This window comes from bacterium (genome assembly GCA_030704665.1).
Classification (GTDB): Bacteria; Patescibacteriota; Microgenomatia; order Woykebacterales; family RBG-16-39-9b; genus JAUYID01.
Map to the genome: position 1 here is coordinate 743,314 of JAUYID010000009.1, position 25,672 is coordinate 768,985.

Genomic DNA, 25,672 nt, shown 5'->3' on the forward strand with positions numbered 1-25,672 from the left:
TAAATTCGGAGCTAAGGGCGGTCCAGCCAAACCAATTTCTTAAAGACCCTTTTTTGTTGTAAACTCTTTTAGTCATGGAATACTTAACTCAAAGCCCAGAGGAAACCAGGCAACTTGGAAAAACCTTGGCGAGCTCTTTAAAATCGAAAGTAATTGTTCTCTTTGGTGAGCTTGGAGCCGGTAAGACTCACTTTGTTCAAGGTTTAGCACAAGGACTAGGAATAGAAAAAAGAGTCCTCTCGCCAACTTTCATTTTTATCCGACCTTACACGGAAAACAACTTTTATCATGTCGATCTTTATCGCCTGGAAAAGGAAAGTGAAATTTCTGCCCTGGGCTTGGAGGAAATTTTGGAAGAAAAGGGTGCCACGATAGTCATCGAGTGGCCGGAAAAGATTATTAGTAAGTTAAAAGACCCGGTCAAAATCTATTTTGAAAAAGCTTCAGAAAACGAAAGAAAGATCAAGGTTTAGAAGTTTGAATAGCTAAAATTAATTTTAAGATTAACTGCTATACTAGTAGGAAACTATGCAAGATTTCAAAATAATTTCCCTTGGCGGCTCCCTGATCTATCCGAAGGATGGTATTGATGTTTCTTTTCTAAAAAAATTTAAAGCTTTGATACTGCAGTTCATCGAAAAAGGAAACCGCTTTATTATTGTTTGTGGAGGTGGCGCCATCTGCCGTCATTATCAACAGGCAGCCACCGAGATTGGCCTTCTTGATCACGAAGACATTGACTGGCTCGGAATTCATTCCACCCACCTCAACGCCCAGCTGATCCGGACTATTTTTCGTGACCACGCTCACTTGAAACTTGTTACTCATTACAACGAAGATGAGCCAATCACTGAGCCGATCGCTGTCGGGGCAGGGTGGAAACCAGGCCATTCAACTGATTACGACGCGATCATGCTTGCCAAAAAATATGGTGCAAAGACGGTAATTAATCTCTCCAACGTAGATCAAGTTTATGACAAAGACCCGAAAGCTTTTCCCGATGCCAAACCAATTGGAGAAATAAGTTGGCAAGATTTTCGCAAAATCGTTGGCTCAGAATGGAAACCAGGTCTCAACGCTCCTTTTGACCCCATCGCTTCACAGCAAGCTCACGAAGCCGGGATCAAGGTTTTAATAATGAATGGTCACAATCTTGAGAATTTCAAAGCTGCACTCGAAGGCAAAGACTTCGTCGGGACTGAGATAAGCTAGTCAAAGAAACCAAGCAAAATTATTATATTTCAAGGAAAATTTCTTTAGTAAGTGTGGTGAGGTTGATGAGGAGAAGAAGAATCTACTCATCAACCTCTTGTCTTCTAGAAACGTCGTTGGTGGACTCAGACGGGTGGTTTACGGAAGGCAAACCACCTAGCACCTTGCTCTACGCACCTTTTATCCTCCATCGCCTTGCGGAGTTGGAGAACCTTCTGCGCTCGAGTGTTCACCGAAACCGAAGACCGAACCCACGGAAAAGAAAAACGCATAATCTCACTCCTTGCGTTTCTATTAGATAGTATCTATTTTACTACTACATAGCAAATTTTCCACGTTAACGGGAATGTACTATAATTAAGAAAGTATGAAAATAATAATAAGTTCGGGAAACGGTACAGGAGAAACGACTTTAGCAGCTTTCGACAACGCTTTGAAAGAAGCAGGAATATATAACTATAATCTGATAAGACTTTCCTCAATCATTCCTCCCGACTCAGAACTTGTTGAGAAAAAATTTGAGTCGCCAGAAAACGAGTATGGGAACAAGCTTTACGTAGTTCTAGCTGAGGAAAGAACCGATCAACTAGGCCGAAGCATCGCTGCAGGTATTGCTTGGTACCAGTGGGACGACAAGCGAGGAGTTTTTGCTGAACACCATGATATTGTTGAAACTCTTGAGGCCGATGAAGCTGAAAGAAATGTTTCAAAAAAACTTGAAGCGACTATCAAAGATTTGTGTGAGTTCAGAGAAATCAAATTTGAAAGAGAAAAGATACATATGAAGATCTCTTCCCAAGAGGTCAATCAAAAATCTGCCTGCTCTTTGGTTGCCGCTGTTTATAGTTCTGAGCCCTGGTAACCCTATAATACTATAGGTTGCTTTATTCTTAACTTTCTGCTACAATCCCTTTAGAAATTGCACACGGTCTGTAAGACCACAACTCAATACCCTAAGGAGGGGATCGCATGAGAAAGAATGAATGGCCTCTTTTGGTGCTGATTCTGGCCGTGGGAGTGAGTTTTTGGAACCTTACTCTCCCCTCGCCTCTTCAGCCCTACATCGCCTTTTCTCTGGGTATCAGCCTGGGAGCGGCGGCGCAACTGGTGACGATTTCGGCCGGCGCCATGATCGGAATCCTGCTAGTTTACGGTCTTTTCGGTTCGAGGGTTAGTCCAAAGTACGTTATTTGGTTTGGTCTGGCTAGCTTAACTTTTGGATCTTGGCTTGCCACAACGACTGACACCTATGGCGCGCTCTTGGCTATTCGCATTCTTAACGGGTTCGCAGATGGACTGATCTACCCAGCGGCCTGGGTCGCTATCGCCAACTACCTACCACGCAACCGTTGGGCTTTTGGAAACCAATGGATTCTAATCGGGACAGCCCTTTCAGCTATCTTTGGTCTTCCACTAGCAAACACCTGGGCCGGAGGCGGTGATTGGCAGAGCGCCTTCAAGTGGTTTACTTTAGCGGGCGCAACAATGCTGCTTCTCAGTCTAACCCTTGCTTTTGCTAAAGAGTACCCACACAAGGAAGTGGAAACGGGAGGATTCCAAACTATCTGGAACAACAGCTACCTTCGAGGACTTCTTCTCGCCAACATCTTTGTTGCTGCGAGTTGGTTTGGGGTAGTAACCTTCGTAGGAGGTTTCCTTGTCCGCACTTACCAGCCAACTTCATCCGAAGTCAGCTGGTTTTTCGTCTGCGCTGGAATAGCCTTCACCATAGGTACTTTCATCTTCTCAGAAAACCGAGAAACCCAGAAGAAAATCGCGATCACCACTGGAGTGTTGGTCATTCCTCTAGCTTTCGTCTTCTTCTGGCTAACCAACGGCTTCTGGACGACAGTTGCTATCGCGTCGGTATACGCATTCGTGCGCTCTCCTGGCCTTTTAGCCATGGAAACAATGTTACTTCACGAAACAGAGCGCGCGGCAGCTAGAGTACCCGCCATTGCAGCAGTGGATATGGTAAGTGCTCTTGGAACCCTAATAGGTGCGGCGCTCGGTGGCATCATTCTTTCGGAAGGAACCTACGCAGGAATAGGGGTGATCTTTTCTGCTTCGGCAGCACTTTCACTCTTTTTCCTGGTGAGAACTAACCAAACGAGCTCCAACTACGTGCTGATCAAACCTGTTCACGCATAGGAGAAGCCGTGATAAATACCAAACTTAACGGTCGTCGTCAACACTTAGTTGACTCGATCAAGAACTCACCTGTGACGAAGGTAGTTGCCGGGGCACTAACCGTTAGCCCAGTATTTGCTCTCATGATTTGGGATGAAGTGGCCCTCGCAACCCCTATCATTCTGCTAGTAAACCACCTTGGGATAGTTTGGGGTTATGTAGCTTTCTGCACGATCTGGGCTGTCCTTGGTCTCCTGGCCTTCACGATTTGGCCACAGGTCAAACCAATGGCTGAGTCGTTTATCAACTGGTTGTTACCCAAGAAGGTATCGTTCAAGAGGAAGTCCAACTCAGGTAACAGGCCTTCGACCAGCAGCCTAAGAAACCGCGTAGTTTTTTGGTTCGCCAAAATCTCTAGATTCCTTGGAGTCCTGGCGGCCGCGATTCTGCTCGGTCCTGTACTAGGCTGGGCTGTAGTCAAGGTTTTGGGTTTCAGTAACCGTTTTACCTACGGATACATTGTGGTTGGCGCCTGGTTGTTCGGGGCAATCTGGGTTCCATTCTATGGTGTAGGTGGAATAAGCCTGAGTAGGTTTGTCGAAAGAGTGTTGGGCTAGCAAGCCTTAGAAGGAGGTCGTGTGGTTGCAGACACCGGAAAGCGAGAGGGTGCTAAGCACCTTCAGGTTGTGGAAGGGTCAGACCTTGAGGAAGCATGGCAGGTGTATGAAAGCAGCTTCGCGGAAATCAGGGAAGACCACCCCTGCCGTCAGAGTCTCACCCGGCGTGAATTCAAAGAGTTCATGCGCAATACTGAAATCGTGAAGCTGTTGGTCTACGAGAACGGAGAACTCGTGGCCGGCAGCCTCTTCACCAAGAACCTCGGTCTCGTACCTTGGATCAGCGAAGCGTACTACAACAAACACTTCCCTGAATACCTAGGTAGGCGCATGTACGCTCAGAGCTTCTTCGTTCGCCCAGACAAGCGTGGGAGAGGAATTCTCCAAACCCTCGCTAATGAGATCAAGCGTCACATGAAGCAGGAAGGAATCGTGGTAACATTCTGCGACTTCGGCGGCCGCAATGAAATCACGTTCACTCTTCTCCTGAAAACGGTTCACGCAAAGTCCTTGCCATCTCGCCTGGTGGAGATACAGACCTACGACGCAATCATCATCAACGGCGACGATTAAGGGGTAGGAAGATGAGAGATCCTCCGGGGAGTGTACAGCTTTGCCTTGCACTCCCCACCCCGCAATTGAAAACACCCCAATAAGCTGTTAAATTTAACATATGCCCATAGGATCATTTGTCTCGGTACTCACAATTCTTATCTCATTAACCCTTAGTCTTTTGATTCTAATAAAGAATCCAAAAAGTCCTGTAAACTTATCCTTTGGAGCTTTCACATTATGTATCGTTACTTGGGTTCTAACAAATTTTCTTGCTGATCAGTCAAGTACCCCAGAAACAGCTTTATTTTGGGCAAGAGCAACAGTCTTAGGACCAGTAGTTCTGTCTCCTATTCTTCTGTTTTTCTCAGACGTATACCCAAAACCTCCGACAGTAATAAAACCTCTAGTTTGGGTTATTGCTACTATACCAACACTAATTCTTTTGCCTTTCATTCCAACCGCATTAAATATCTCCAAGGTAACATTTACAAACGCCGGCCAACAAACCGAAGTAGGACCTGTTTATTCTGCGATTGTTTTATTTATAGCAATATACGCATTAATTAGTTTAGCTAAACTTTATACAAAATATCGACGTTCTTATGGTTTACAAAAAATTCAACTTGCTTATCTATTGGGTGGGTTGTTTGCCACTCTCCTCTTTGCTTTAGTTATGAGTGGAGTTCTACCTCTGTTTGGATTCTCTCAATTAATAAGTATCGCCCCTGCATCAACCTTAATACTAACTACTGCTGTAACCTACTCAATCATTCGTCATAGACTCCTGGATATCGAAATTATCATCCGTCGCTCACTTGTTTACTCATCTTTACTCTTTGTACTTGCCATAATTTATTCATCCCTTGTCTTTGTTTTGAATAGGTTATTTTTGCCGGAAGGTACGAGCTCTTTCCCGAGAATCACTGACTTACTAGCCATCATAGTTGTAGCTTTTACAGGTGACCCACTCAAAAGGTTTATTGAAAAAACCACTGACAAAATCTTTTTCAAGGCTAGGTACAATGCCGAAGAAACAATTTCCAATCTTGCAGAGGACATAAGCTCAATCATTGACCTGGGCGAACTTCTTTTGGCTATCAAGAACAACCTAGCAGGATCAGTCAAAATGAGCAAATTTGCAGTTTATCTTCGCACTGATGGTCATTTTGAGAAGATAGAGGTAGCTGATGGTTTCGACAACACTCTTGATACGATTGCTGAGCAAAAATATTTTCTGTCCGAAATACTTGAAAAATTTCCGCGTCTCTTAGTCATGGAAGAAATCAAAAGTATGATCCAGGAACGGCGTGGTGTTTTTGATGAAAAGACCTTGGCCGCTTTCGAAGCTCTGGAAAAAAGTGGGGTGGCTGTGATCGTTCCTCTGATCTCAAAGGACAAAATCACTGGTGCAGTTTTCCTTGGTGAAAAACTTTCCGGGGATCTCTACTCAAACGAAGATCTTAAGCTTCTGGAAATTTTGGGTCGCCAAGCAGCCATCGCCATTGAGAACGCGAAACTTTATGATGAGCAGAAAAAGTTTGCCAGTAAACTCCAGATTGAAGTCAGCAAAGCCACTGAAGATCTGCGAGCCGCCAACGACCGTCTCAAAGAACTCGATAAAGCCAAGGACGAATTCGTTTCGGTCGTTTCCCATGAACTTCGTACTCCAATGACCGCAATAAAAAGTTACGTTTGGCTAGTTTTGAACGGTCGAGCCGGACCACTGAATACTCAAATGCAAAACTACCTTTTCAAGGTTTATGACAGCTCTGAGAGGCTCATCGGTATGATTAACGATGTCCTTGACGTCTCCCACATTGAGACTGGTCGGCTGAACATCGAGCTTGAACCAGTTTCTCTGATCAAAGTTGCCCAAGATGTGACTGATACCCTCGCCGAGCAAGCACGAGAACTAAAAATTGAAACAGTCATTGATAAAGATAGTACCGTACCCCTTGTCTCAGCTGACATTCAAAAACTTAACGAAATTTTTACCAACCTTATCGGCAATGCCCTGAAGTTTACTCGAGCCGGAGGAAAGATCACAGTTTCTTTCCAAAAAAACGCTGGTAATATTGAAACCTCAGTTGCCGATACCGGTATTGGAATTAGAAAAGATGATTTGCCCAAACTTTTTAGCAAGTTTGGCCGTTTGCAAAAAAGCTACGCCACTATGGCAACCTCAGGTGGAAGTGGACTCGGGCTTTATATCACCAAAAACTATATTGAACTCATGCACGGAAAAATCTGGGCCAATAGTGTTGAGGGCAAAGGAACCACCTTCACTTTTTCTCTTCCAATCTCTAAATCTCAGAAACCGGTCGAACATGACCCAAGTACCCTAATGCTCCAGGGAATGCTCAAAAAACGCTAAAATGAAGCTCTATCTGGATACGACTGTCAGCAAACAAGCAACTGTAACCCTCTTCAATGGAGACAAGAAGATTGATGAAAGAACCGCTACCTCGCCACTACCCGCAATTGACTTCTTGGTAAAAAAACACAAACTCAATCTTTCTACCTTGGAATTTGAAATGAATGAAGGACCGGGCTCTTTCACCGGTCTTCGGGTCGGAGCTGCAGTAGTCAACACCATCAATTGGTTTAAGGGTAAAAAGAAACTTTTTTCTCCAAAATACGAGTGATTAGCGGGCTATGGTGACCAGAAGAAGGGCTACTCCAACCACCAAACGGTAAACTACAAAGACACGAAAACTATTTTTTTGAACAAAGCTGAGAAGAAATTTTATCGCGATCCAGCCAGAAACAGCCGAGGCAAGGCTTCCAACCAAAAAAATATCAAAGTGATCTCCAAAGCCACCCTCTTTGATGATGTCTTTGAATTTAAAGAGCGAGGCTCCAACAATAATTGGGGTGGAAAGCAAAAAGGAAAATCTAGTTGCTGCCTCCCTGTCCAAGCCAGCTAGCAAACCGGCGGTGATAGTAATCCCACTGCGTGAAACCCCGGGAATCAGAGCAAGCACTTGGGCAAACCCCACTGCCAAAGAATCTCGCAGAGTAACCTTCTCAACCTTCCTCTTTCCTATTCGAGAATCAGCCCAATAAAGCACCAGAGCAAAGATTATCACTACTGAGGTAATCAGCACCATGTCTTTCCTGAAACTGTTTTCGACAATATTTTCAAGAAAGACTCCGGCAATAGCCGCTGGAATCGAGCCAAGCGCCAGTAGCAAAAAGAGTCTGCTTTCCGTTTCTTGCCAAATCTTTTTTGTCCCCCCAGGCAAATTTCTTAGAAAAGATAAAAACAACCTTACCCAATCCCGCCAAAAAAAGCCGATCACCGCTAGACTAGTCCCAATATGCAAAGCTAAATCAAACGGTAGGGAAGCCACCACCCCTTGCCAACCAAAAAACCAAGGTACCACAATCAAGTGCGCCGTAGAAGAAATAGGAAGAAACTCGGTCATACCCTGGATGAAGCCCAAAATGACAGCTTGGAAGATTTCAACCATAATTCTCTCCTACCAAAATCAGATTTCCAGTTTCAGCAAAGGCGGGACCGGATTTTTTGTTGACAACTCTAAAATAGCGAGCGAAAGCTTGCTCAAAACTCTTTATTTCCTTTTTGGAATCATAAATCCTATTCATGACGAGTCTTCCTCCACTTTTCAACAGTTTCCCCAACTTTTCCATAAAGTCTTTATCAAAAACAAAGCTCGGTACTTTGTCGCCGACGAAAAGATCCAAAATAATCAGATCGTAACTATTTTTGGCTGTTTTAACAAAGCTTCTTGCGTCTCCCACAAAGACGTTTACTTTTGCTTTCTCAAGATAAAAGAATCTTTTTCCCAAATCAATCATGAGAGGATCTATTTCCACCCCATCAATGATTGTTTCCGGATATTTTTTGCGTAGTGATAGTGCAACAGTCCCGGCTGACATCCCCAAAAGCAAAACTCTGTTTCCAGTTTTGAGTGGTACTGAGTGGGCAAGCGCGTTCCAATAGAACTCACTTTCACCGTTGTCCTTGACGCTGCGCGATTGAACAAAACCAGAAGCGGACAGTTTCCGAACCCCCAGAATCTCAAAAACTTTGATTTCGCCGTTGAAGGGGGACTCGCCTTCAAAGAGTATCTTTGCCCAAAAATTCACGCAACACCTCAGGAACTTTGACCGAACCGTCTTTTTGCTGATAATTTTCTAAAATAGCGATTGGTGTTCGACTCATCGCGATTGCCGTTCCGTTGAGGGTATGAACAAACTCAGTTTTCTTCCCATCTTTAGTCCGATACTTAATCCCCAACCTCCGTGCTTGGTAATCAGTAGTATTCGAGGTTGACGTTAGTTCACGATAAGTCTCATCAAGCGGAGAGTAATATTCAAAATCATATTTTAAAACTGCTGGAGCACTCATCTCACCACTGGCAATATTCACAATTCGGTAGGGAATCTTCAACGCCTGATAAATCTCCTCCTCAACTGCAATAATCTCCTTAAACTCTTTTTCTGAGTCAGCTGGTTTGGCAAATTTGAAGATTTCCACTTTATCAAACTGATGAACCCGGTAAATCCCTTTCGCGTACTTACCATAGGTTCCTGATTCTTTCCGAAAAGAGCTACTGAAACCAGCATAATTTAGAGGTAGGTCTTCCTCATTTAGAATTTGCTCAGCATGCATACCGGCGAGAGGAATTTCTGCTGTCGCAATTAAGTACAAGTCCTCATTTTCCACCTTATAGAGGTCAGGTTCTTCCCGCTTTGGTAAATAGCCGGTGCCCTGAATAAACTTTTGGAGAGCCAGCTCCGGAGTAATTACTGGATGAAAACCTTTTTTTACCAAAAACTGCATGACCCAATTCACTAGGGCGAGCTCTAAAAGGGCACCGCCGTCTTTTAAATAGTAGAATCCACGCCCCCCAATCTTTGTTCCAGCCTCAAAATCGATAATTCCCAGCTTCTCTGCTATTTGCACGTGATCGATAATCTTGAAATCTCTTTTCTCGATCTCTCCCCAACGCTTTATCTCAACGTTAGATTCCTCTGTAGCACCATCTGGAACCGACTTGTCCAAAAGATTTGGGACTTGGTCAAGTAAGTCTCTAAACTCCTCTTTCACCGCTGCCAATGCTGCCTCTTGTTTGGTTAAGTGAACCTTGATTTTCTTACCCTTCTCAATATCCTTATCTTTTGCAAACTGGTTTTTTTGACTACGCAGATTATCTACTTCAACTATCAAATCGCTACGTGCTTTGTCAACTCTCAAAAGACGGTCGAGATCAAACTCATAGCGCCGTTTTTTTAGAGTTTCTCTAATAAGATTTTGGTTGTCCCGAACGAATTTAATATCGAGCATTGTTTAGGGTACAGGGTTTAGGGTTTAGCTCCTTTTAAGTTCGAAATCATTTTATTCAGCATTTTTCTAGTTTCTTCTAATAGATTGGTGGCTTTAGAATAATCCAATTTTTTGGTTTGTTCAAGTTTTTCTGCGATTATTAGTTGGGTTTCTACTTCAGACGAAGATGCAAACGCAACTCTGAGGAATTGTATATACTCTGCTTTGTGACCTCTTTGATAGCCTTCCGCGATATTTGAAGGAATAGCCACTGCCGCTCTTCGTAACTGACTTACCAATCCGTAGGTTTCCTCTTTCGGGAATTTGGCTGTGAGTTTATAGATTTCCTCAACAAGTTCAATTGAACGTTGCCAAACCGTAAGTTCTTTGTAAGAAGTTAAAGTCATCTTTTCTACACCCTAAACGCTAATCCCTACTCCCTATAATTCAAGTATTTCTTTGGCTTCGGCAATGTATTCTTCTGGGACAATGACGGTACGACTCAGCTCAACACCAAAAACCCCGGTCGATGAGGTTTCACTTCCAACTCGAGCCGGAATACCGGCATTTTTCAGCCTTTCAACTAGCATCAGGGCCACTTTATTGTCGAAGGCGGTTGTCACCACTCGCTCACTCATACTGTTTTTTTAAGGCTTTTCTAGCTTTAGATTTATCAGAAATTATTAAGGCTGAAACTTTTGGTCCGTGATCATCTCCAATTAAAGCTTGATACGTACTTGTGAAAGCTTCTTTTGGCTGTAAATCATTTTCCTTTGCTATCTGAAAGATGCGTTTCTGCAGTTCCTCCTCAGTCCAGTCTTTATCTAAGTCTCTATCAAGATCTTTAAAGTATTTTTTCACTCGCTCACTAAAAGTGAGTTTTTCTTGCTCTTTAACCTCAATTACCCTCTGCTCTTTTTTTGCAAACCTTTCGAGCCAGATTTTGGCGTAACGCGCTCTTCTATCCAAGTCTTCTTTGTCCTCTTTTGTTAAACCTGAACCCTTAGCTTTTTCTGCTTCAGCTTCTATGTTTATATTTGGTTGGCGCAGCCAATTGGCCAAAGTAATAAACCGTGGAATGAAAACCTTGACCGGTTTCCCAATATGGCCGGCTTCAAAAGTCCGTCCCAAGTCAGACTCTGGATCTGCAAAATAAGCTTCCCGGGCTCGATCGTACTCGTCAAACAAATTGGGAATAGTATCCGAATGAGTGGGATCAAAATCAATCGCCACTCGAGGGTGATAGCGGGCGTTTAAAAATCTGAGTACGCTAGCAGGTAACACTTCCGCAACAGCAGCTGCGGAAGCTCCTAAACCTTTGGAAGAACTCATTTTTTTACCCCCAAAAAGAAAGTGCTCGTAGGCAAGATCTTCCGGCGGTTCAATTTTGAAAATCTCCCGAGCAATATGATTGCCGATATCACGCGAGCCGCCTTTGGAGGTGTGGTCTTTGCCTGAGCCCTCGAAGCCAACCTGATTAACCAACCATTTACTCGGCCACTCCACTTTCCAAGGCATTTTGCCTTTACCGCCAAAGGGACTCACTTTCCCCTCATACCCACAGCCTACCGCCCACTCAACCATGTCTTTTTCACAAACGTAACTGACTTGCTTCCCGTCCCAAAAGTAAACTCTCGTCGTGCCGATCCTGCCGCAATTTTCGCACACCGGCTGAAAAGGAAACCAATCTTTTTTCTTTTCAGAACCAGAAACCCGCTGGTAAATTTCCTGAATTTCAGGGGCCTTATCAAGAACAATTTTTATTGCTTGATCGAGCCTTCCCGAGGCGTACATATCCTTGTAAGACCAAACGATTTCTGGTTCGGCACCAAGAGAATTGAAAACTTTCAAAAAGTCTTTGGCGTAGTAGTCTGCGTAACTGGTGTAACCTCTTTGCGGAGAAGGGACGTCTTTGAGAGGAAAACCCATGTATTTTTCATATTTTTCTTTATCCAAGTAAATCGGAAGACCGTCCATTGGATCAAAGTCATCAAAGTGATAAGTATAGCGAGCCTTTTTGCCTAGTTTTAGTAGGGATTTGTAAACAAAATCGTGGATGAGAACTCCCCGCAAAGAACCAACGTGAACTTTCCCAGAGGGGGTTTTTGCATCGTTAACCAGAATCGGTTCTTTTCTTTTTGTTTCTTTGGCAACAATGTCAGCCCAAAACATGAACCTAGTATATATGAAGTTGAGCTTGGTTGCAAAGGAAGAAAGTGGGGGTAGGGACTCACGTCGGTAGACAGGGTCGAACAGACCGTCTAGCCAACATGAGTCCCCTTTGTGGTGAGTGTCATGGTCGATCAGGCTCCAGCTGCCAACTCCGTCAGGTGAAGATGAGCTCGAACGAAATCGAAACCCTCCTGAGCAGAGCGGACATAGGTAACCTTGCCTTGAGCTGCCGTCTCTTCTCGGATCAAATCCACCGCCCTACCTCCAATGTCGAAGACTACTGTCGGCTTGTCCTTATCAGTAGCCTTCAAAGCCTCGGCGTAAGTCTTGCTTTCTCCAGGCAAGACCAGTACCACCTTTGACTCTTCGATCTGGTTGGTATTACGATGGTCGCGATCCTTCGTAGAAGGAACGATGGTTGGGCCCAGCTGCAAGAACGATGGTTCTAGCATTTCCCGGGTAATGCCGACGGGAAGTTCGATCAGAACCTGAACGTTTCGATTCGACGAAGAAAGCAGCCCCTCACACAATGCATGGACAACCTCTCCCTTGGTTGGACCCAAGCGAAGCAGCCAAGGCATGGGTGCAAGGTAAACACCCAACTGTCGGATGATCGACCGCTGTCTCGAATGAAGCACCAAACTCTCACCACCCGCAATGAAAAGCGCGTCCATTGGTTTTCTCCTCTCTCTGACGCGGCTGCGGGTTTATGGATAGGTATTCTAACATATTTAGCTTTAATTTCAACTTACAAGGAAGCAAACAGGGATTAGGCGGTGTGGATTGAGGCAGAAGCGTGGGTTTGGGGAGAGTTTTCCATAAGGTGAAGAAACTCAAGCATGTTTTTTACACTTTTAGCCAAAAAAACTTTGCTTCCTGTCTTGGGAAGCATTCGTACAATAGCAGAAACTGGACCTGATTTATCAAGGACAGCTACTGGTTTTTTATAATCCAAAATTGCATTGATAATTTCAGAAACAGTGGCATCGGCCCCACCAATGACGGCGAGCGCGTCACAAAGTTTGATTTGGATGAGATTTCGGCTTGGATAATCTACCCCGGTCTGAACAACGATGTCAGCTCCCTGGGCCAATTCTTCCCCAACTCTCTTCATTTCTATTAAATCTGGTAGATAAAATATCGATTTGCCATGACTCGGAACCGAGTTAAAACCTTCCAATACAAAACGGGCCACTCCTGTACCAGAACCAAGAACCACGTCGAAGCCTGACTCGGCAAGGAGTTTCCCTAGCAAACGGGATTCTTTGGCGAAAAGATTTGCTTTGTGATTTTCCCAGCTACCACAAACAAGCACTTTCATAAGTGAAGCTAGTTTATCGCTTTGATGCGGTAATGTAAAGTAGCATACGGCGTAGTGACATCGACTTCGTCACCGACCTTGAGGCCAATCAGAGCTTTACCAACTGGAGATTCATGGGAAATCCGACCGCTCTCTGGCTCAGCTTCCATCGTTCCAACGATGTGATAAGTATCTCGATCACCGTCTATCTCAACTGTCACACTTGAACCAATCTGGACCATCCCAAGATGGGTTTCTTCGATGACTTCACTTCTCTTGAGAATAGATTCAATTTCGAGAATTCTTCCTTCAGTAAAAGACTGTTCATCACGAGCAGTGTCATACTCTGAGTTTTCGCTGATATCCCCATATTCCCTTGCCTTGGCGATTCTTTCGGTAACTTCTTTTCTTTTGACATTTTTCAAATGATCAAGCTCTTCTTTGAGCTTGGCTAAGCCTTCGCCGGTGAGATAAACTTTTTCAGCTAAGTCTTTGTTAATTATTTCCTCTGAAGTAGAATTTTTCATAATTTTAATTTTGCTTTTCCTTTCTTAGAAAACGCAAAAGTCCCCAATCTCGGGGACTTCATTTTCGTACCCTAACAAAGTAGGGATTTCAATACTCAAACCCGAGTACAGGATCCAAGTATCACGCTAGAAAATATCATAAATATATTACCCTTGTCAAGCAGTCTAGTAAGCAGCTGAGTAGCTCCTCTTTGACGTCTACGAAGCTAATAATGTATAATCCGACCACGAAACATTTATCTAAAGGCCCCGTCGTCTAGCGGTTCAGGACACCTGGTTCTCATCCAGGAGATCATCGGTTCAAATCCGATCGGGGTCACCAGTACGGATATCCTTTCCCGATAGTCATCTCTATATTTGTTTGTGCAGGCTTGTAGGAAACCTATCTTAACACTCCTTCCAATTCGGGCTGTAATTTTTCGTTAACCAGCTACAAAATAAATCCACTCCGACTCTAAATAAAGTTTACAATTCAACTAAATTGAACTAAAATGCAGCTGTCTGTTGAGAAGGGAAAAATGTGATTGTTATTAAATTCGGCGGAACCTCGGTTTCGACCAAAGACAGAATCTCGAATATTTGCGAAATAGTGAGTAAAAGAGTCACCAAAAAACCAGTAGTGGTTGTATCGGCTTTATCTGGCGTTACCGACTTACTTATTTTGGCTACGAAACCACCTGAACAGTCGGAAAGTCTTTTTCAAAGAATCAGAGAAATTCACGTTGATCTAGTAAAGAATATCTGGAAAGAAGATGCAGCTGCAAGTAAAATAATTTCTTATGTAGACTCTACTCTTGAAGAAGCAAAAAAAGTTTCAAGTAAGGGCAATCTAGATAAATCTTCTACTGATAAACTCTCTTCCTTCGGAGAAATTATGTCTTCCTACATAGTTAACGAAGCATTAAAAAGTAGTGGAATTAAATCACAACAGGTGTTAGCAACTGAGTTGATTGTTACTGACAACAATTTTGGCGAAGCTGAATTCCTTCCTGGAGAAACCAGGAAGGCAGTAAACAAAAACCTAAAACCTTTAATTGAGAAAGGATTAATTCCAGTGGTCACTGGATTCATTGGCTCAACACAGGATGGGAAAACTACTACCTTGGGAAGAGGGGGTTCTGACTACTCAGCCTCAATAATTGGCTACTGTTTAAACGCTGATGAATTAGAGATTTGGACTGATGTTGACGGGATTCTAACTGCTGATCCTAAATTAGTAAAAACAGCAAAGCTTCTAGATAGAATTTCTTATAAGGAGGCTTCAGAGCTAGCTACTTTTGGCGCTAGGGTTCTGCACCCAAGATCGATTAGACCGGCAGTAAAAGCAGGAATTCCTGTTCGAATATTAAATAGTTTTAATCTTCAATCAAAGGGTACCTCTATTTTAGAGAAACACCAGTCTAAAAACCATATTACCGCAATTTCCTCAAAGACAAAGGTAACTCTGGTGAATATTTATTCTACAGAAATGCTTTTAAGTAAAGGTTTTTTAGCAAGAATCTTTGAAGTTTTTACCCGTCATAATATTTCAGTGGATTTAGTAAGTGTTTCTGAGGTTAGCGTATCCGTTACTTTAGATAATAAAGATAGTATGGCCTCAGTTGTAGAAGAACTTTCGGAATTTGCCTCTGTTAATACCTCGGAGGGCTTTGGTATGGTTTCTTTAATCGGAGAGGGAGTTGTTGCTTCTTCAAAAAACATTAGCCGTATTTTTGACATCTTAGATAAAGAAGGAATTTTAGTTAAAATGGTCTCACTTGGTTCTACTGATATAAACGTCAGTCTAATTATCAGACGAGAACAGATAGAAAAAGCAGTTGTAGTTCTCCACGACCAAATATTATTAAACAATTCTAACTACATAGGAGTTAAAAAATGAAAATTGCTTTAATTGGTTACGGAAACATGGGTAAAGAAATCGAAAAGGTTCTCTCTGAAACTAAGAATCACGAGATTGTTTCCGTTAGTTACAGGAAAACAACCGATGGTTTAGATAAAGAAGGCATTAAAAAGGCTGACGTAGCTTTAGACTTTACTTCCCCAGAGATAGTATTGAACAATACAAGAGAAGTAGCGTCTTTAGGTAAGAATTTGGTTATTGGAACTACTGGTTGGTATGATAATCTCGAAGAAGTTAAAAGTCTAGTAAAAGAAAATAACATCGGTTTGATTTATGGTCAGAACTTTTCCATTGGGGCTAATATATTCTTCAAAATTGTCGCTTTTGGCAGTAGCCTATTAAGCAGATTTGGGGACTATGATGTTTTCGGTTATGAAATCCATCACAAAGGCAAAAAAGATAGCCCCAGTGGTACTGCAAGGAAACTTTCTAGTTTAATTATGAAAAACTTTCCTAGTAAAAAGACTCTCCAAGAAAACAAACTCGATAGGCAAATAAAAGATGAGGAGTTGCATTTTGCTTCGGTTCGAGGTGGTCACAACACGGGTCTTCATGAAGTAGTGTTTGATAGCCAGGCGGACGAAATTGGTCTCACCCACAGGACTCACGGAAGACGCGGTTTTGCAGAGGGGGCTATAATGGCAGCTGAGTTTATTGACGGTAAAAAAGGACTTTATACAGTTGATGATTTATTTGATCAGGAGAATTTAAAATGAGTAAGAAATTTATTGGGGCAATAACAGCGCTAGTAACACCTTTCCAGGAAAACGGCAATGTCGATGTCGAGGCATTAAAAGGCCTTGTTAAATTCCAAATTGATAGTGGTATTTATGGAATTGTTCCTTGTGGTTCAACAGGAGAAGCGGCCACTTTAAACCTTGAAGAGTATGAATTAGTTGTAAAAACAGTCGTGGATGAAACTAAGGGAAGAGTTCCTGTCATTGCCGGAGCAGGAAGTAACGATACTCAAAAAGCAATAGAATTTTCAAAAATAGCAAAGAAAGTTGGAGCAGATGCACTACTTCATGTCAGCCCCTACTACAATAAACCTACTCCAGACGGACTAGTGGCTCATTTCAAAGCAATTGCTGATGCGGTTGACTTACCGATTATTATTTACAACGTACCTGGTAGAACTGGACTTAATATCAAAGCGGAAACAACTTTAAGAATTGCTAAAGAAGTACCAGCAGTTGTAGGAATAAAAGAGGCCTCAGGTGACTTAAATCAGATGATGGAAATTATTAAAGGAGTACCAGAAAGTTTTTCAGTTCTCTCTGGAGATGATTCTTTAACTTTGCCTTTAATGATTCTAGGTGGTAAGGGATGTATTTCTGTAGTTTCCAATGAAGTTCCTAAAGAGTTTTCTGAGATGGTTAGCGCTGCGTTGGAAGGTAATTGGAAAAAAGCAAAAGAACTTCACTTTGAACTGTTAGATCTTATGAATGTCAACTTCATTGAAACTAATCCAATACCCGTTAAAACCTCACTTGCTCTTATGGGGAAAATTAAAGAGGTGTTTCGTTTGCCGTTAGTAAAAATAACTGACAAAAACAGAGAAATTCTCTCCCAAGTATTAAAAAAGCAAAATCTAATATGAGTAAAATAAAAGTTGGAATTTTAGGTGCAACGGGTAATGTTGGGCAAAGATTTGTCCAACTTTTATCTGACCATCCCTGGTTTGAAATAGCCAATCTTTGCGCTTCAGAGAAAAGCGCAGGTAAACCTTATAAAGAGGTAGTTAATTGGAAAGTCTCTGCTAGTATTCCCAAGAAGGCAGAAAATTTAGTAGTTGGTCTTTGTGAACCCAAAATAGATGCCAAAATAGTTTTTTCTGGTCTTGATTCATCAGTAGCTGGCGAAATAGAAGAAAGATTCGCCAAAGCTGGTTATGTCGTAATAAGTAATTCTAAAAACCACCGTATGGATCCAGATGTTCCCCTACTTATTCCAGAAGTAAATCCTGATCATTTAGCTTTGGTTGAGCAGCAAAAGAAAAGGTTTGGCAGTGGAGGTTTTATAGTAACCAACCCAAACTGCACTACAGTTGGACTTACTATGGTTCTAAAACCATTACATGACGCTTTCGTAATAAAGCAGGCAGTAGTTACAACTATGCAAGCTCTGTCTGGTGCAGGTTATCCAGGAGTTCCTTCCTTGGACACTATTGATAATGTGGTTCCTTACATAGGCGACGAAGAAGATAAAGTAGAAACCGAACCTTTAAAACTTCTTGGAAAATTTTCGGAAAGTAAGGTTATTGACGCATCAATCAAAATAGACGCTCATTGTAATAGAGTTTCGGTAAGAGACGGACATCTAGAAACAATAACACTAGGTTTTGAAAAGAAACCTTCAATTGAAGAGGTTATAAAAGTTTTAGAGAAATTCACCGCTCTTCCTCAAGAGCTAAAGTTACCATCGGCTCCAAAACAACCTATCGTTTACCGAAGTGAAAATGATAGACCTCAACCTTCTTTGGATAGAGATATCAATAATGGTATGTCAGTTACTGTGGGGAGGGTAAGAGAATCAAAAACAATGCATATTAAACTGACCTTATTGGTTCACAACACCATTAGAGGTGCTGCCGGTGCCGCTATATTGAATGCGGAGCTTTTAAAAGCAAAAGGTCTCATCTAACACTTCCCTTTCTTTAATCAAACTTAATAAGCAGCATTACCCAACGGATAAGACTCGAAAACAACCTCCCATTCCTTGAGAACCCCAACAAACTGGTCCATAGTTTGGTACGAAATAACGAACTTGCTGTTCACCAAAACTTGACAGTACTAACTAAATAGTTTAATTTCAATATAATAAGGAGCTGCTCAATCTTCTTTAATTTTTAGATTGGCAAAAATCTTTCATGCCCGAAGAAAATCAAACCAATCCAACCACCCCGGCTGTACCAAACCCAACTCCAGCTGAACCAACGACTCAACCAAGCCCACCAGTAGTCGGGATAGATCCAGCACCGCCTACGACAACCGATCCTCTGACAACACCTGAAGTACCTGCTCCTCCGCCCCCTCCAGAACCGGCACCAAGCGCCGCTCCGACAGCGATACCAGAACCAACTCCGAGCGTAACACCGCAACCTATACCAACACCGGAACCGCCAGCACCAGTTGTGACTCCGCAGCGGCCCGCGCCAGCAGACAATCTGGCCCCAGCACCGACTCCAAGCCCTATGCCAGCAACACCAATGGGATCAACACCAACACCTGCCCTCGATACTGCGGTCGGACCGTCTTGGATGAGACCTGAAGCAGCAAACTCAAGTCCCAACCCACCTACTCCCGCTGCAGTCTCTGCACCAGGACCAGCACCAGCTGCTCCGGCGCCCACACCAAGCGATGTGGTTCTTCCCTGGCAACACAAAGAAGATGCCTCCGCACCAGAAGCGGACAAACCCAACTCAGTCCAAGCCAGTACCGTCCAAAAATCCGGCGGTTTTCCAATTGTAATTTTTTTGGTGGTTGTCCTTCTGATCTTAGTCGCAATTGGGGTTTTCCTTTACACCCAAAAAGCCTTACCTTTCCAGAGCTAAGAGTTTTTTAAACACCGATCACAAGCCACAGCTGTTTGACTGGCACGTCTATTCACGCTAAACTCAAAATAGAATGGCTGCTTCTGCCCAAAAACCTGCTGGCAATCAAGATCACCCCTTCGCTTCCAAAAGCGAGCTCGAGGGCAATTTCCTTGCGGAAAACAAGGTTCTTCTAGACAAAGTCGAGTCTTCCAAAATCCCGGCAACTCTAAAGCTAGACCTAGCTGACAGGCTAAAACGGCTCAACCGCTCCATGCAGTTTGGTAGCTATCAAGCTGACTATGAATCAACCTCAAAATACATAAACTGGCTGCTTGCCTTACCTTGGGAAAACCGAAGTGAAGACAAGTTGGATTTAACTTTAGCGAAGCAAACTCTCGACAAAAGCCACTACGGGCTTGAAAAAATCAAGGAACGAATCATTGAGTATTTAGCAGTTTTAAAACTACAAAGCGAAGCGGAAAACTCCGGGGTCATCAAAATTTCCCGCTCCCCGGTTCTCTGCTTTGTCGGTTTGCCAGGAACTGGGAAGACCTCCTTTGCCTTAGCGATCGCGCAAGCTTTGGGCCGAGAATTTGTTCGTATCCCGATGGGAGGAATGAGCAACGCCCTTGTTTTAAGGGGACAACCACGGGGTTATCCTGAGGCAGAGCCGGGGATGGTCGTCAAGAGCCTTCGTCGCGCCGGAACCAAAAATCCCGTTGTCCTTCTCGATGAAATTGATTCAACCGCCGAGGGAGCTGCTTCTGATATCATGGGTGTTCTTCTCGAGCTTCTCGATCCAGAGCAAAACTCTGCTTTTACTGATTACTATATCGACTTCCCTTTTGATCTCTCTGAGGTCCTTTTTCTTTGCTCGGCCAACAAATTGGGTAATATTACAAGCGCGGTCATGGACCGCATGGAAGTAATTTTAATGCCCCGCTACACTGATGATGACAAAATTCATATTGCCCGCGACTATCTTTTCCCACGGGAACTCAGTGTTGTTGGTTTGAAACCGGAAACAGTCAGCTTTGATGAAGCGGTCTGGCCTCTGGTAATCAAACCCTTTGGCTATGAAATTGATGTTCGCAATATGGAAAGGACCATCAACGGAATTTTGAGAAAAGTAGCGCGAAAATATGTTGATGGCAGTCTCCAACAGGTCACAATTAATTCCTCAAACCTCAAAGATTTTCTTCCTGAGTGGTAAAGCCCTCTAGTAAAAAAGGAAGAGCCGCCTGCAGGCGGCTCTGAACCTTCTAAAAACAAAGTAAGTTTAAGTTTTACGGACTTACTGTGTTTGTTCCACCACTATTGGCAACACCAACTGAAGTGGTCGCTCCACCAGTCTCAACTGTACCACTACCTGTGTTCTTGTTCGCCTTGTTCTTGCCAGTTTTGGCTTTGACTTTGGCTTTGTTTTTCACCTTGAGATTGTTGCTCTGCCCTACCGTGTTAGTTTTTGTACTGCTGGCAGTTGTGGTGTTGACGGAACCTGCTCCAGTAGTCTCATTTGTGGCCGCATTGTTTACGTCACACTCGCACGTGCAACCGTTGCTAGCTGTATTTGAACTTCCGGAATTGACGATCGAAACAGTTGCGCTGGCATCCCCAGTCGTCACCGAACCATCACCAGTGTTCTGGCTGGCGCTATTACCACCAGTGTTAGCGTTAACACTAATATCGTTGTTGATATCGACAACGTTGCTCTGCCCAATGACAGAAGAACAAACGCTTGTAGCGATTGCAGTGTTGACTGATCCAGCACCGGTGTTTGAGTTGCTAGCGGTGTTGTCAGCCAAGGCGGGCACTACTGCTAGAGCAACTCCGGCTAAACCCAAGCCAGGAATTGTGAAAAGTCTTTTCATTTATTTCTCACCTCCTTTCATCTTCTTAAACTGTAAATTGACAACAAAAAACCAACCCCCAAAAAACGGAAGTTGGTCGCATCTTTTTTTGCTTTTTGGCTGAGACAGTTTTCATGGCAGTATCCAAAAGCTTTCAGTACAAGCACTTTTGCTCTGAGCCTCCGTTGGCGGTCGGCTCACGTTTTCATTTTATTTGAAGGCAGAAAAAAGAGGCAGAAAGAACGGGTTTTATTTTAGAGAGAGGCCACTGTAGTGTCAAGACAAATCAATTAGTTATAGGGCACTAAAGTGCCCTGCGAGCTTCGCTCTTAGGATTTGGGGGGGTTTGCTTTTCTTCAAATTCCTCTTTGCATTCTTTTGAACAGAAATAATAGGTCTTGATAGAAGTAACTAGTTGTGGGGTGGTCGCTGTCTTTTCCACTCTGGTGCCACAGTTTGGATCGTGCTCGAGTATTTCGATTTCTTTGAAACGTCCGTCTTCGAGCCAAAGGATGCGGTCAGCAATTTCTTTGAGCCTTTCGTCATGGCTAACCACCACGACGGTTTTGCCCATATTTTTGGCCACACGAGACAGAAGCCTCATCACCTCTTTTCCTTTTTTAGAATCAAGGTTGGCGGTTGGTTCGTCAGCAAGGATGAGCTTGGGATCGTTGGTCAGGGCTCGAGCGATAGAAACTCTCTGCTGCTCGCCTCCAGAAAGTTTTCTGGGACGAAAGTTTCTTCTCTGAGTCAGGTCAAAAGTTTCCAAAAGACCGTTTACTTTTTGTCTAGCTAGTCTCTTTGGAACACGGGCCAGGAGCAAAGGCACAAGAACATTTTCAAAAACAGTCAGGTTTTCTAGCAAATTAAAGGATTGAAAAATAAAACCGATTTTAGCTTGACGGATTTTTGTTAGTGTCCGATCGTCAGCATCAGCAACTTCTTCTCCATCAATTTTGACTGATCCTTGGCTAGGTCTCAGCATCGCTCCAGCAATAGTAATAAAAGTAGTTTTACCTGATCCGGAGGGGCCCATGATCAGAACAACTTCACCTGCCCAAGCTTCAAAATTGATGTCATCTACTGCTCGAACTTGGATCGTGCCGAAGCCAAAAATTTTGGTTACATTTTTCAGTTCTAAAGTTGGTTTTTCTGGCAACCTCATGATCGAAACACCTCAGCTGGGTCAATATGAATTATCCGCCGTACTGGTATGTAAGAAGCAAAAATACTCATTGTATTGGCCAAAACAAAAACATTGACCAAATCTACCCCTCTCGTAGTCGTGACAAAAACAGGAACGAAGTTCGGAATAATCCAAAGTAGCAAGAAAGTTAGACCAACCCCGACGAAATAACCAATTATTCCTGAAACGAAGGACTGCTGAAAGATAATCTGATAAATTTGCAGGTTTGACCCACCAATTGCCTTCAAAACGCCAAATTCCCGCGCTTTTTCGATAGTAGCTGTGTAAATAGTTAGCCCAATCACGGCGGTTCCCACTAAAACACTGATCAGAACTAAGACTGCAATGATTGGAACAAAAACTTCGTCAATTAGGCGTCGGTTTTTATCGACGAATTCTTCCCTATCCAAAGCATCCACACCACCAATTTGGTTGATCTCGTCCCTTACTTCGTCGAGTTTGCCAGAGTCAGTCTTTACCAAGTAAAAGTTGGTAAAGCCTTCTGTGCCAAAAAGTTTAATCGCTTCTTTTTGGTCGATAAAGGAGAATTGAAAAAGAAACATGTTGGCCCCGTCAGCAATTCCCACTACTTTGAGGCTCGTCCCAAAGATTTCGACGAATTCTCCTATTTCCAATTTTTTGTTTTTGGCTAGCACTTTATCTACCACTATTTCTCCTTCGTCCGGTACTTTCTTCCCTGAGAGCATTTTCTTTGGTCCAGAAATTGGCTTTTCTGGATCAAAACCAACGATATAGGTGTTGACGTCTTTATTTTTCAGGGAAAAACTGACTGGCTTACCCACAAATTTATTTACTTGGGACACTCCGGGAAGTGTCTTTATTTTTAGCCCAACTGAGTCTGGAATGAGTGAAGCACTACTGGTGATATCAGCCGAGCCTGATTGAGTAACCCAAAGGTCAGTATCAATACCCCGGATATACTCGGTTGCCTTAACACGCCACCCTTGATAAAGGGAGAGAATGATCAAAATAAGCATGACAGAAAAAGCGACACCACCTACAGAGATTGCGAAACGGGTTTTTTCTGCAAAAAGATTTCTTAGGGCAATTGAAACCATAGTTTGAAAGGTCAGTACAAAACTTCTTTTATTTTGAACTAAAGGAAAGGTTTCTTCAAGTAGAGACTAGCTAGGGGTGCCTAAACTTAGGTTGCCTTCGTGATCAAGTTTTTTCCACTCTACCGGAGCACCCTTTAGCAAGGCCCAAAGCGCCTTAAAAAGAGAGATATAAAGAATCGGCTGATAATAAAGTCTTTGCAAGGGCATGAGAATCAAAACCCAGGCAGACTCTCTCTCAAAAGCAAAGGCAACAATACCAAGAATCAACCTCGTCAAAAGATAGAGACTGAGGTAAATAAGAACGAGCTTGGCGGAAATGAAAAAGAAAGCAAAGATAGCAAAAAGATCCATCAAGGGCGATAAAAGCATGATCGGGATCTGGACAAAAATTGTAAAGGGCAGAACGAGCCAACCCAAAAAGCCATGGCGGCGTCTAAAAATTAGGTTGCTGTGAGCCGAAAAGGTCTGAAAGACCCCAAAGGTCCAACGAAACCTTTGGCGGATGAGATCTGAGATTTTGGTCGGCGCCTCGGTATAGGAAACTGCTTCTTTGTCATAAACTACTCTGAAACCGGCCCTTAAAAGCCGTATCGTCAACTCTGCATCTTCTGTCAGGGTCCTGCCTGAATAACCCCCGATTTTTTTCACTACACTACTTCTCCACGCTCCTAGAGCCCCTGGAACCACCAAAATCGAGTTCAGCGCGCTGTAGCCGTTTCGTTCTAGGTTCAGGTTCATGGTGTACTCAATTGCCTGCAACTTACCGAGGATAGTTTCTCGGTTGCCGACTTTTACATTGCCTGCCACAGCGCCAACTTTGGGATCAGCAAAAAATTTTACTAAGCTCCCAAGGGCATTTTTGTCGAGATGAGTATCAGCATCAAGAGCGACAAAAACACTTGATCGAACAAACCTCAAGCCATAGTTTAAAGCAGAAAATTTTCCTCCGTTTTCTTTGGCAAGAACCTTAACTCGGCTGTCTTTCTCAAACTTTTTGGCCAGCCTATTGGTATTGTCCGTGGATCCATCATCAATGATGAAAAGCTTGAATTTTTTGTAGTTCGAGGCTAGAACCGAATGGATTGTAGCAGCAATCGCTTTCTCTTCGTTGTAAGCCGGTACCAAGACGCTAATTGAAGGTCGAAAATTTCCCTTTGCCAAAGTCTTTTTGAAACGAAGCGAGCGGTATGATTCTAAGTTCGCCAAAATGATCAGGAACAAACTGTAAGTCAGAGTAAAACCGAGGCCAATCAAAAAGACCGGGTCCAGAAGTCTCGGAGACGCCTTGAAGAATTTATACCCTACAACCAAAAGATTACTCGAAACCGACTCTCTCAATGAGACCCGCGGCATGGTAGCTTTTCCGGACAAAGCAGCCAAAGTTTGAAAACTATAGCCTTGGGATTTGTAATACTTGATGATCTCAGGAAGAGCAAGAACGGTGTTGCGCCGATCACCTCCGGCATCGTGCAAAAGCAAAACTACTGGGCCTTCAGTACTGGTAGTACTGTTTTGGACGATTTTCTTGATGTTCCTCTCCTGCCAGTCATTAGAGTCAAGAGTCGGGGTTGATACCAAGTAACCTTTGTCCAAGGCAAAAGTGGTAAGGATCAAACTATCCATCGAAATTTCGTTCTCTTGACCCCAATATGGGTTGCGAAACAATTTGGGACTAATACCTGTCGCCTGCTCGATCAAATTTTGATTGAAATCAATCTCAAAATTAACTCTATTCAAGCGCTCCATAGGGTTTTGACCAATAGCAACGTGAGAGAAAGTGTGATTTCCCAACTCAAATCCGTTTTCAACAATTTTTTTAACCAATTCCGGATATTTCAAAACCTGACTCCCAACAACAAAAAATGTTGCGGAAACATTTTCTTTCTTGAGTATTTCAAGAATTTTTGGAGTGTAGTTCGGGTCTGGACCATCGTCAAATGACAAAACTACTGTTTTTTCTTTGTTCGATTTTTCCCTGTTGATTGAGTAGGTATTTTTTTCTTGGTCCGCGTTTATTTGAATAATTGTCCCAGAACCGTGGACCGAAATTTCCCCCGGTGTTTTTTTACTAATTTTGTCTATCACATCTCGGTTTGTTTCCCCTTGGATTTTCGTTAGTTTATTTCTAGCTCCTCCAAAAAACTCCCAGAGTACCAAACCGGCCACAAGAGCAAGAGCAAAACCCAAGACCAAAAAAGCCAAGCAAAAAGTCTTCCAGCGTCGACCGGACTCGTCAAGAAAGACAAATTTTTGATTTGACAATACACTTTTTGCCATAAAAACAACTATTTAACTGGTAACTAGGCAGAAATGATC

The 25,672-nt window shown here is 43.1% G+C and carries 27 protein-coding genes and 1 tRNA gene; 15 read left to right on the plus strand and 13 right to left on the minus strand.

Features of this window, described 5'->3' with window-relative positions:
- The first annotated feature begins 74 nt into the window (after positions 1–74).
- From tsaE to Q8P13_04375, 8 genes are all read left to right on the plus strand, one after another.
- Positions 75–473, plus strand: coding sequence for a tRNA (adenosine(37)-N6)-threonylcarbamoyltransferase complex ATPase subunit type 1 TsaE (gene tsaE / locus Q8P13_04340; GenBank protein ID MDP2671655.1), 399 nt, complete (start codon positions 75–77; stop codon positions 471–473).
- 55 nt (positions 474–528) lie between these two features.
- A complete protein-coding gene (gene pyrH, locus Q8P13_04345) occupies positions 529–1,212 on the plus strand; it encodes a UMP kinase (GenBank protein MDP2671656.1) in 684 nt (227 codons plus the stop codon).
- A 367-nt stretch (positions 1,213–1,579) separates the two neighbouring features.
- The gene (locus Q8P13_04350; GenBank protein ID MDP2671657.1) at positions 1,580–2,074 is read left to right on the plus strand and encodes a pyruvoyl-dependent arginine decarboxylase; all 495 of its coding nucleotides are present in this window, start codon (positions 1,580–1,582) and stop codon (positions 2,072–2,074) included.
- Positions 2,075–2,181: 107 nt separating this feature from the next.
- Positions 2,182–3,363 (plus strand): MFS transporter, encoded by a 1,182-nt coding sequence (locus Q8P13_04355; GenBank protein ID MDP2671658.1) that lies wholly within the window; start codon positions 2,182–2,184, stop codon positions 3,361–3,363.
- Between the two features lie 8 nt (positions 3,364–3,371).
- On the plus strand, positions 3,372–3,959 hold the full coding sequence (locus tag Q8P13_04360) for a hypothetical protein (protein ID MDP2671659.1): 588 nt from the start codon (positions 3,372–3,374) through the stop codon (positions 3,957–3,959).
- Positions 3,960–3,980: 21 nt separating this feature from the next.
- Positions 3,981–4,532 carry a GNAT family N-acetyltransferase gene (locus Q8P13_04365; GenBank protein ID MDP2671660.1) on the plus strand — a complete coding sequence of 184 codons (552 nt, stop codon included), beginning with the start codon at positions 3,981–3,983 and terminating at the stop codon, positions 4,530–4,532.
- A 100-nt stretch (positions 4,533–4,632) separates the two neighbouring features.
- Positions 4,633–6,888: an ATP-binding protein gene (locus Q8P13_04370; protein MDP2671661.1), complete on the plus strand. Its 2,256-nt coding sequence runs from the start codon at positions 4,633–4,635 to the stop codon at positions 6,886–6,888.
- A 1-nt stretch (position 6,889) separates the two neighbouring features.
- Entirely contained in the window at positions 6,890–7,159 is a 270-nt protein-coding gene (locus tag Q8P13_04375; protein ID MDP2671662.1) for a hypothetical protein, read from the plus strand.
- On the opposite strand, the gene uppP is transcribed toward Q8P13_04375, so the two are convergent.
- The 9 genes from uppP to greA all read right to left on the minus strand — a co-directional run bounded on the left by uppP (position 7,160) and on the right by greA (position 13,806).
- Positions 7,160–7,987 (minus strand): undecaprenyl-diphosphatase UppP, encoded by an 828-nt coding sequence (gene uppP / locus Q8P13_04380; protein ID MDP2671663.1) that lies wholly within the window; start codon positions 7,985–7,987, stop codon positions 7,160–7,162. It abuts the gene before it with no gap.
- The gene (locus tag Q8P13_04385) at positions 7,980–8,627 is read right to left on the minus strand and encodes a fused MFS/spermidine synthase (protein MDP2671664.1); all 648 of its coding nucleotides are present in this window, start codon (positions 8,625–8,627) and stop codon (positions 7,980–7,982) included. The genes uppP and Q8P13_04385 overlap by 8 nt, the downstream gene beginning before the upstream one ends.
- A complete protein-coding gene (gene serS, locus Q8P13_04390) occupies positions 8,599–9,828 on the minus strand; it encodes a serine--tRNA ligase (GenBank protein MDP2671665.1) in 1,230 nt (409 codons plus the stop codon). Before serS ends, Q8P13_04385 begins: the two co-directional genes overlap by 29 nt.
- A 17-nt stretch (positions 9,829–9,845) precedes the next feature.
- Positions 9,846–10,214 carry a four helix bundle protein gene (locus tag Q8P13_04395; GenBank protein MDP2671666.1) on the minus strand — a complete coding sequence of 123 codons (369 nt, stop codon included), beginning with the start codon at positions 10,212–10,214 and terminating at the stop codon, positions 9,846–9,848.
- 33 nt (positions 10,215–10,247) lie between these two features.
- Positions 10,248–10,445 (minus strand): DUF2007 domain-containing protein, encoded by a 198-nt coding sequence (locus Q8P13_04400; GenBank protein ID MDP2671667.1) that lies wholly within the window; start codon positions 10,443–10,445, stop codon positions 10,248–10,250.
- Positions 10,438–11,979, minus strand: a complete 1,542-nt coding sequence (gene lysS / locus Q8P13_04405) for a lysine--tRNA ligase (GenBank protein ID MDP2671668.1) — start codon at positions 11,977–11,979, stop codon at positions 10,438–10,440. The genes Q8P13_04400 and lysS overlap by 8 nt, the downstream gene beginning before the upstream one ends.
- A gap of 131 nt (positions 11,980–12,110) precedes the next feature.
- Positions 12,111–12,653 (minus strand): hypothetical protein, encoded by a 543-nt coding sequence (locus Q8P13_04410; protein ID MDP2671669.1) that lies wholly within the window; start codon positions 12,651–12,653, stop codon positions 12,111–12,113.
- A 95-nt stretch (positions 12,654–12,748) separates the two neighbouring features.
- Entirely contained in the window at positions 12,749–13,300 is a 552-nt protein-coding gene (locus Q8P13_04415; GenBank protein ID MDP2671670.1) for a hypothetical protein, read from the minus strand.
- An 8-nt stretch (positions 13,301–13,308) separates the two neighbouring features.
- Entirely contained in the window at positions 13,309–13,806 is a 498-nt protein-coding gene (gene greA / locus Q8P13_04420) for a transcription elongation factor GreA (GenBank protein ID MDP2671671.1), read from the minus strand.
- A gap of 245 nt (positions 13,807–14,051) precedes the next feature.
- Here greA and Q8P13_04425 point away from each other — a divergent pair.
- The 7 genes from Q8P13_04425 (at position 14,052) to Q8P13_04455 (ending at position 20,454) form a co-directional block, all read left to right on the plus strand.
- Positions 14,052–14,128 (plus strand) — tRNA-Glu (locus Q8P13_04425).
- A 198-nt stretch (positions 14,129–14,326) separates the two neighbouring features.
- Complete coding sequence (locus Q8P13_04430; GenBank protein ID MDP2671672.1) at positions 14,327–15,685, plus strand: aspartate kinase; 1,359 nt, start codon at positions 14,327–14,329, stop codon at positions 15,683–15,685.
- Positions 15,682–16,422 carry a 4-hydroxy-tetrahydrodipicolinate reductase gene (dapB, locus tag Q8P13_04435; GenBank protein MDP2671673.1) on the plus strand — a complete coding sequence of 247 codons (741 nt, stop codon included), beginning with the start codon at positions 15,682–15,684 and terminating at the stop codon, positions 16,420–16,422. The genes Q8P13_04430 and dapB overlap by 4 nt, the downstream gene beginning before the upstream one ends.
- Entirely contained in the window at positions 16,419–17,306 is an 888-nt protein-coding gene (dapA, locus tag Q8P13_04440) for a 4-hydroxy-tetrahydrodipicolinate synthase (protein ID MDP2671674.1), read from the plus strand. The genes dapB and dapA overlap by 4 nt, the downstream gene beginning before the upstream one ends.
- Positions 17,303–18,349 (plus strand): aspartate-semialdehyde dehydrogenase, encoded by a 1,047-nt coding sequence (gene asd / locus Q8P13_04445; GenBank protein ID MDP2671675.1) that lies wholly within the window; start codon positions 17,303–17,305, stop codon positions 18,347–18,349. The genes dapA and asd overlap by 4 nt, the downstream gene beginning before the upstream one ends.
- A 226-nt stretch (positions 18,350–18,575) precedes the next feature.
- Complete coding sequence (locus Q8P13_04450) at positions 18,576–19,259, plus strand: hypothetical protein (GenBank protein MDP2671676.1); 684 nt, start codon at positions 18,576–18,578, stop codon at positions 19,257–19,259.
- A gap of 73 nt (positions 19,260–19,332) precedes the next feature.
- Entirely contained in the window at positions 19,333–20,454 is a 1,122-nt protein-coding gene (locus Q8P13_04455; GenBank protein ID MDP2671677.1) for an AAA family ATPase, read from the plus strand.
- A gap of 73 nt (positions 20,455–20,527) precedes the next feature.
- Here Q8P13_04455 and Q8P13_04460 read toward each other — a convergent pair whose 3' ends face one another.
- From Q8P13_04460 to Q8P13_04475, 4 genes are all read right to left on the minus strand, one after another.
- On the minus strand, positions 20,528–21,112 hold the full coding sequence (locus Q8P13_04460; GenBank protein MDP2671678.1) for a hypothetical protein: 585 nt from the start codon (positions 21,110–21,112) through the stop codon (positions 20,528–20,530).
- 283 nt (positions 21,113–21,395) lie between these two features.
- Positions 21,396–22,256 carry an ATP-binding cassette domain-containing protein gene (locus Q8P13_04465; protein ID MDP2671679.1) on the minus strand — a complete coding sequence of 287 codons (861 nt, stop codon included), beginning with the start codon at positions 22,254–22,256 and terminating at the stop codon, positions 21,396–21,398.
- Entirely contained in the window at positions 22,253–23,356 is a 1,104-nt protein-coding gene (locus Q8P13_04470) for an ABC transporter permease (protein MDP2671680.1), read from the minus strand. Before Q8P13_04470 ends, Q8P13_04465 begins: the two co-directional genes overlap by 4 nt.
- A 66-nt stretch (positions 23,357–23,422) precedes the next feature.
- A complete protein-coding gene (locus Q8P13_04475; GenBank protein MDP2671681.1) occupies positions 23,423–25,633 on the minus strand; it encodes a glycosyltransferase in 2,211 nt (736 codons plus the stop codon).
- Between the last annotated feature and the right edge of the window lie 39 nt (positions 25,634–25,672).

Excerpts from the sequence above, each read along its gene's own strand:
- dapB (MDP2671673.1), top strand. The coding sequence starts at position 15,682 with ATGAAAATTGCTTTAATTGGTTACGGAAACATGGGTAAAGAAATCGAA.
- Q8P13_04455 (MDP2671677.1), top strand. The coding sequence starts at position 19,333 with ATGGCTGCTTCTGCCCAAAAACCTGCTGGCAATCAAGATCACCCCTTC.
- asd (MDP2671675.1), top strand. The coding sequence starts at position 17,303 with ATGAGTAAAATAAAAGTTGGAATTTTAGGTGCAACGGGTAATGTTGGG.
- pyrH (MDP2671656.1), top strand. The coding sequence starts at position 529 with ATGCAAGATTTCAAAATAATTTCCCTTGGCGGCTCCCTGATCTATCCG.
- Q8P13_04415 (MDP2671670.1), bottom strand. The coding sequence starts at position 13,300 with ATGAAAGTGCTTGTTTGTGGTAGCTGGGAAAATCACAAAGCAAATCTT.
- uppP (MDP2671663.1), bottom strand. The coding sequence starts at position 7,987 with ATGGTTGAAATCTTCCAAGCTGTCATTTTGGGCTTCATCCAGGGTATG.
- Q8P13_04460 (MDP2671678.1), bottom strand. The coding sequence starts at position 21,112 with ATGAAAAGACTTTTCACAATTCCTGGCTTGGGTTTAGCCGGAGTTGCT.
- Q8P13_04470 (MDP2671680.1), bottom strand. The coding sequence starts at position 23,356 with ATGGTTTCAATTGCCCTAAGAAATCTTTTTGCAGAAAAAACCCGTTTC.
- Q8P13_04400 (MDP2671667.1), bottom strand. The coding sequence starts at position 10,445 with ATGAGTGAGCGAGTGGTGACAACCGCCTTCGACAATAAAGTGGCCCTG.
- Q8P13_04370 (MDP2671661.1), top strand. The coding sequence starts at position 4,633 with ATGCCCATAGGATCATTTGTCTCGGTACTCACAATTCTTATCTCATTA.
- dapA (MDP2671674.1), top strand. The coding sequence starts at position 16,419 with ATGAGTAAGAAATTTATTGGGGCAATAACAGCGCTAGTAACACCTTTC.
- Q8P13_04410 (MDP2671669.1), bottom strand. The coding sequence starts at position 12,653 with ATGGACGCGCTTTTCATTGCGGGTGGTGAGAGTTTGGTGCTTCATTCG.
- Q8P13_04450 (MDP2671676.1), top strand. The coding sequence starts at position 18,576 with ATGCCCGAAGAAAATCAAACCAATCCAACCACCCCGGCTGTACCAAAC.
- Q8P13_04465 (MDP2671679.1), bottom strand. The coding sequence starts at position 22,256 with ATGAGGTTGCCAGAAAAACCAACTTTAGAACTGAAAAATGTAACCAAA.
- Q8P13_04350 (MDP2671657.1), top strand. The coding sequence starts at position 1,580 with ATGAAAATAATAATAAGTTCGGGAAACGGTACAGGAGAAACGACTTTA.
- Q8P13_04395 (MDP2671666.1), bottom strand. The coding sequence starts at position 10,214 with ATGACTTTAACTTCTTACAAAGAACTTACGGTTTGGCAACGTTCAATT.
- Q8P13_04475 (MDP2671681.1), bottom strand. The coding sequence starts at position 25,633 with ATGGCAAAAAGTGTATTGTCAAATCAAAAATTTGTCTTTCTTGACGAG.
- greA (MDP2671671.1), bottom strand. The coding sequence starts at position 13,806 with ATGAAAAATTCTACTTCAGAGGAAATAATTAACAAAGACTTAGCTGAA.
- lysS (MDP2671668.1), bottom strand. The coding sequence starts at position 11,979 with ATGTTTTGGGCTGACATTGTTGCCAAAGAAACAAAAAGAAAAGAACCG.
- serS (MDP2671665.1), bottom strand. The coding sequence starts at position 9,828 with ATGCTCGATATTAAATTCGTTCGGGACAACCAAAATCTTATTAGAGAA.
- Q8P13_04375 (MDP2671662.1), top strand. The coding sequence starts at position 6,890 with ATGAAGCTCTATCTGGATACGACTGTCAGCAAACAAGCAACTGTAACC.
- tsaE (MDP2671655.1), top strand. The coding sequence starts at position 75 with ATGGAATACTTAACTCAAAGCCCAGAGGAAACCAGGCAACTTGGAAAA.
- Q8P13_04355 (MDP2671658.1), top strand. The coding sequence starts at position 2,182 with ATGAGAAAGAATGAATGGCCTCTTTTGGTGCTGATTCTGGCCGTGGGA.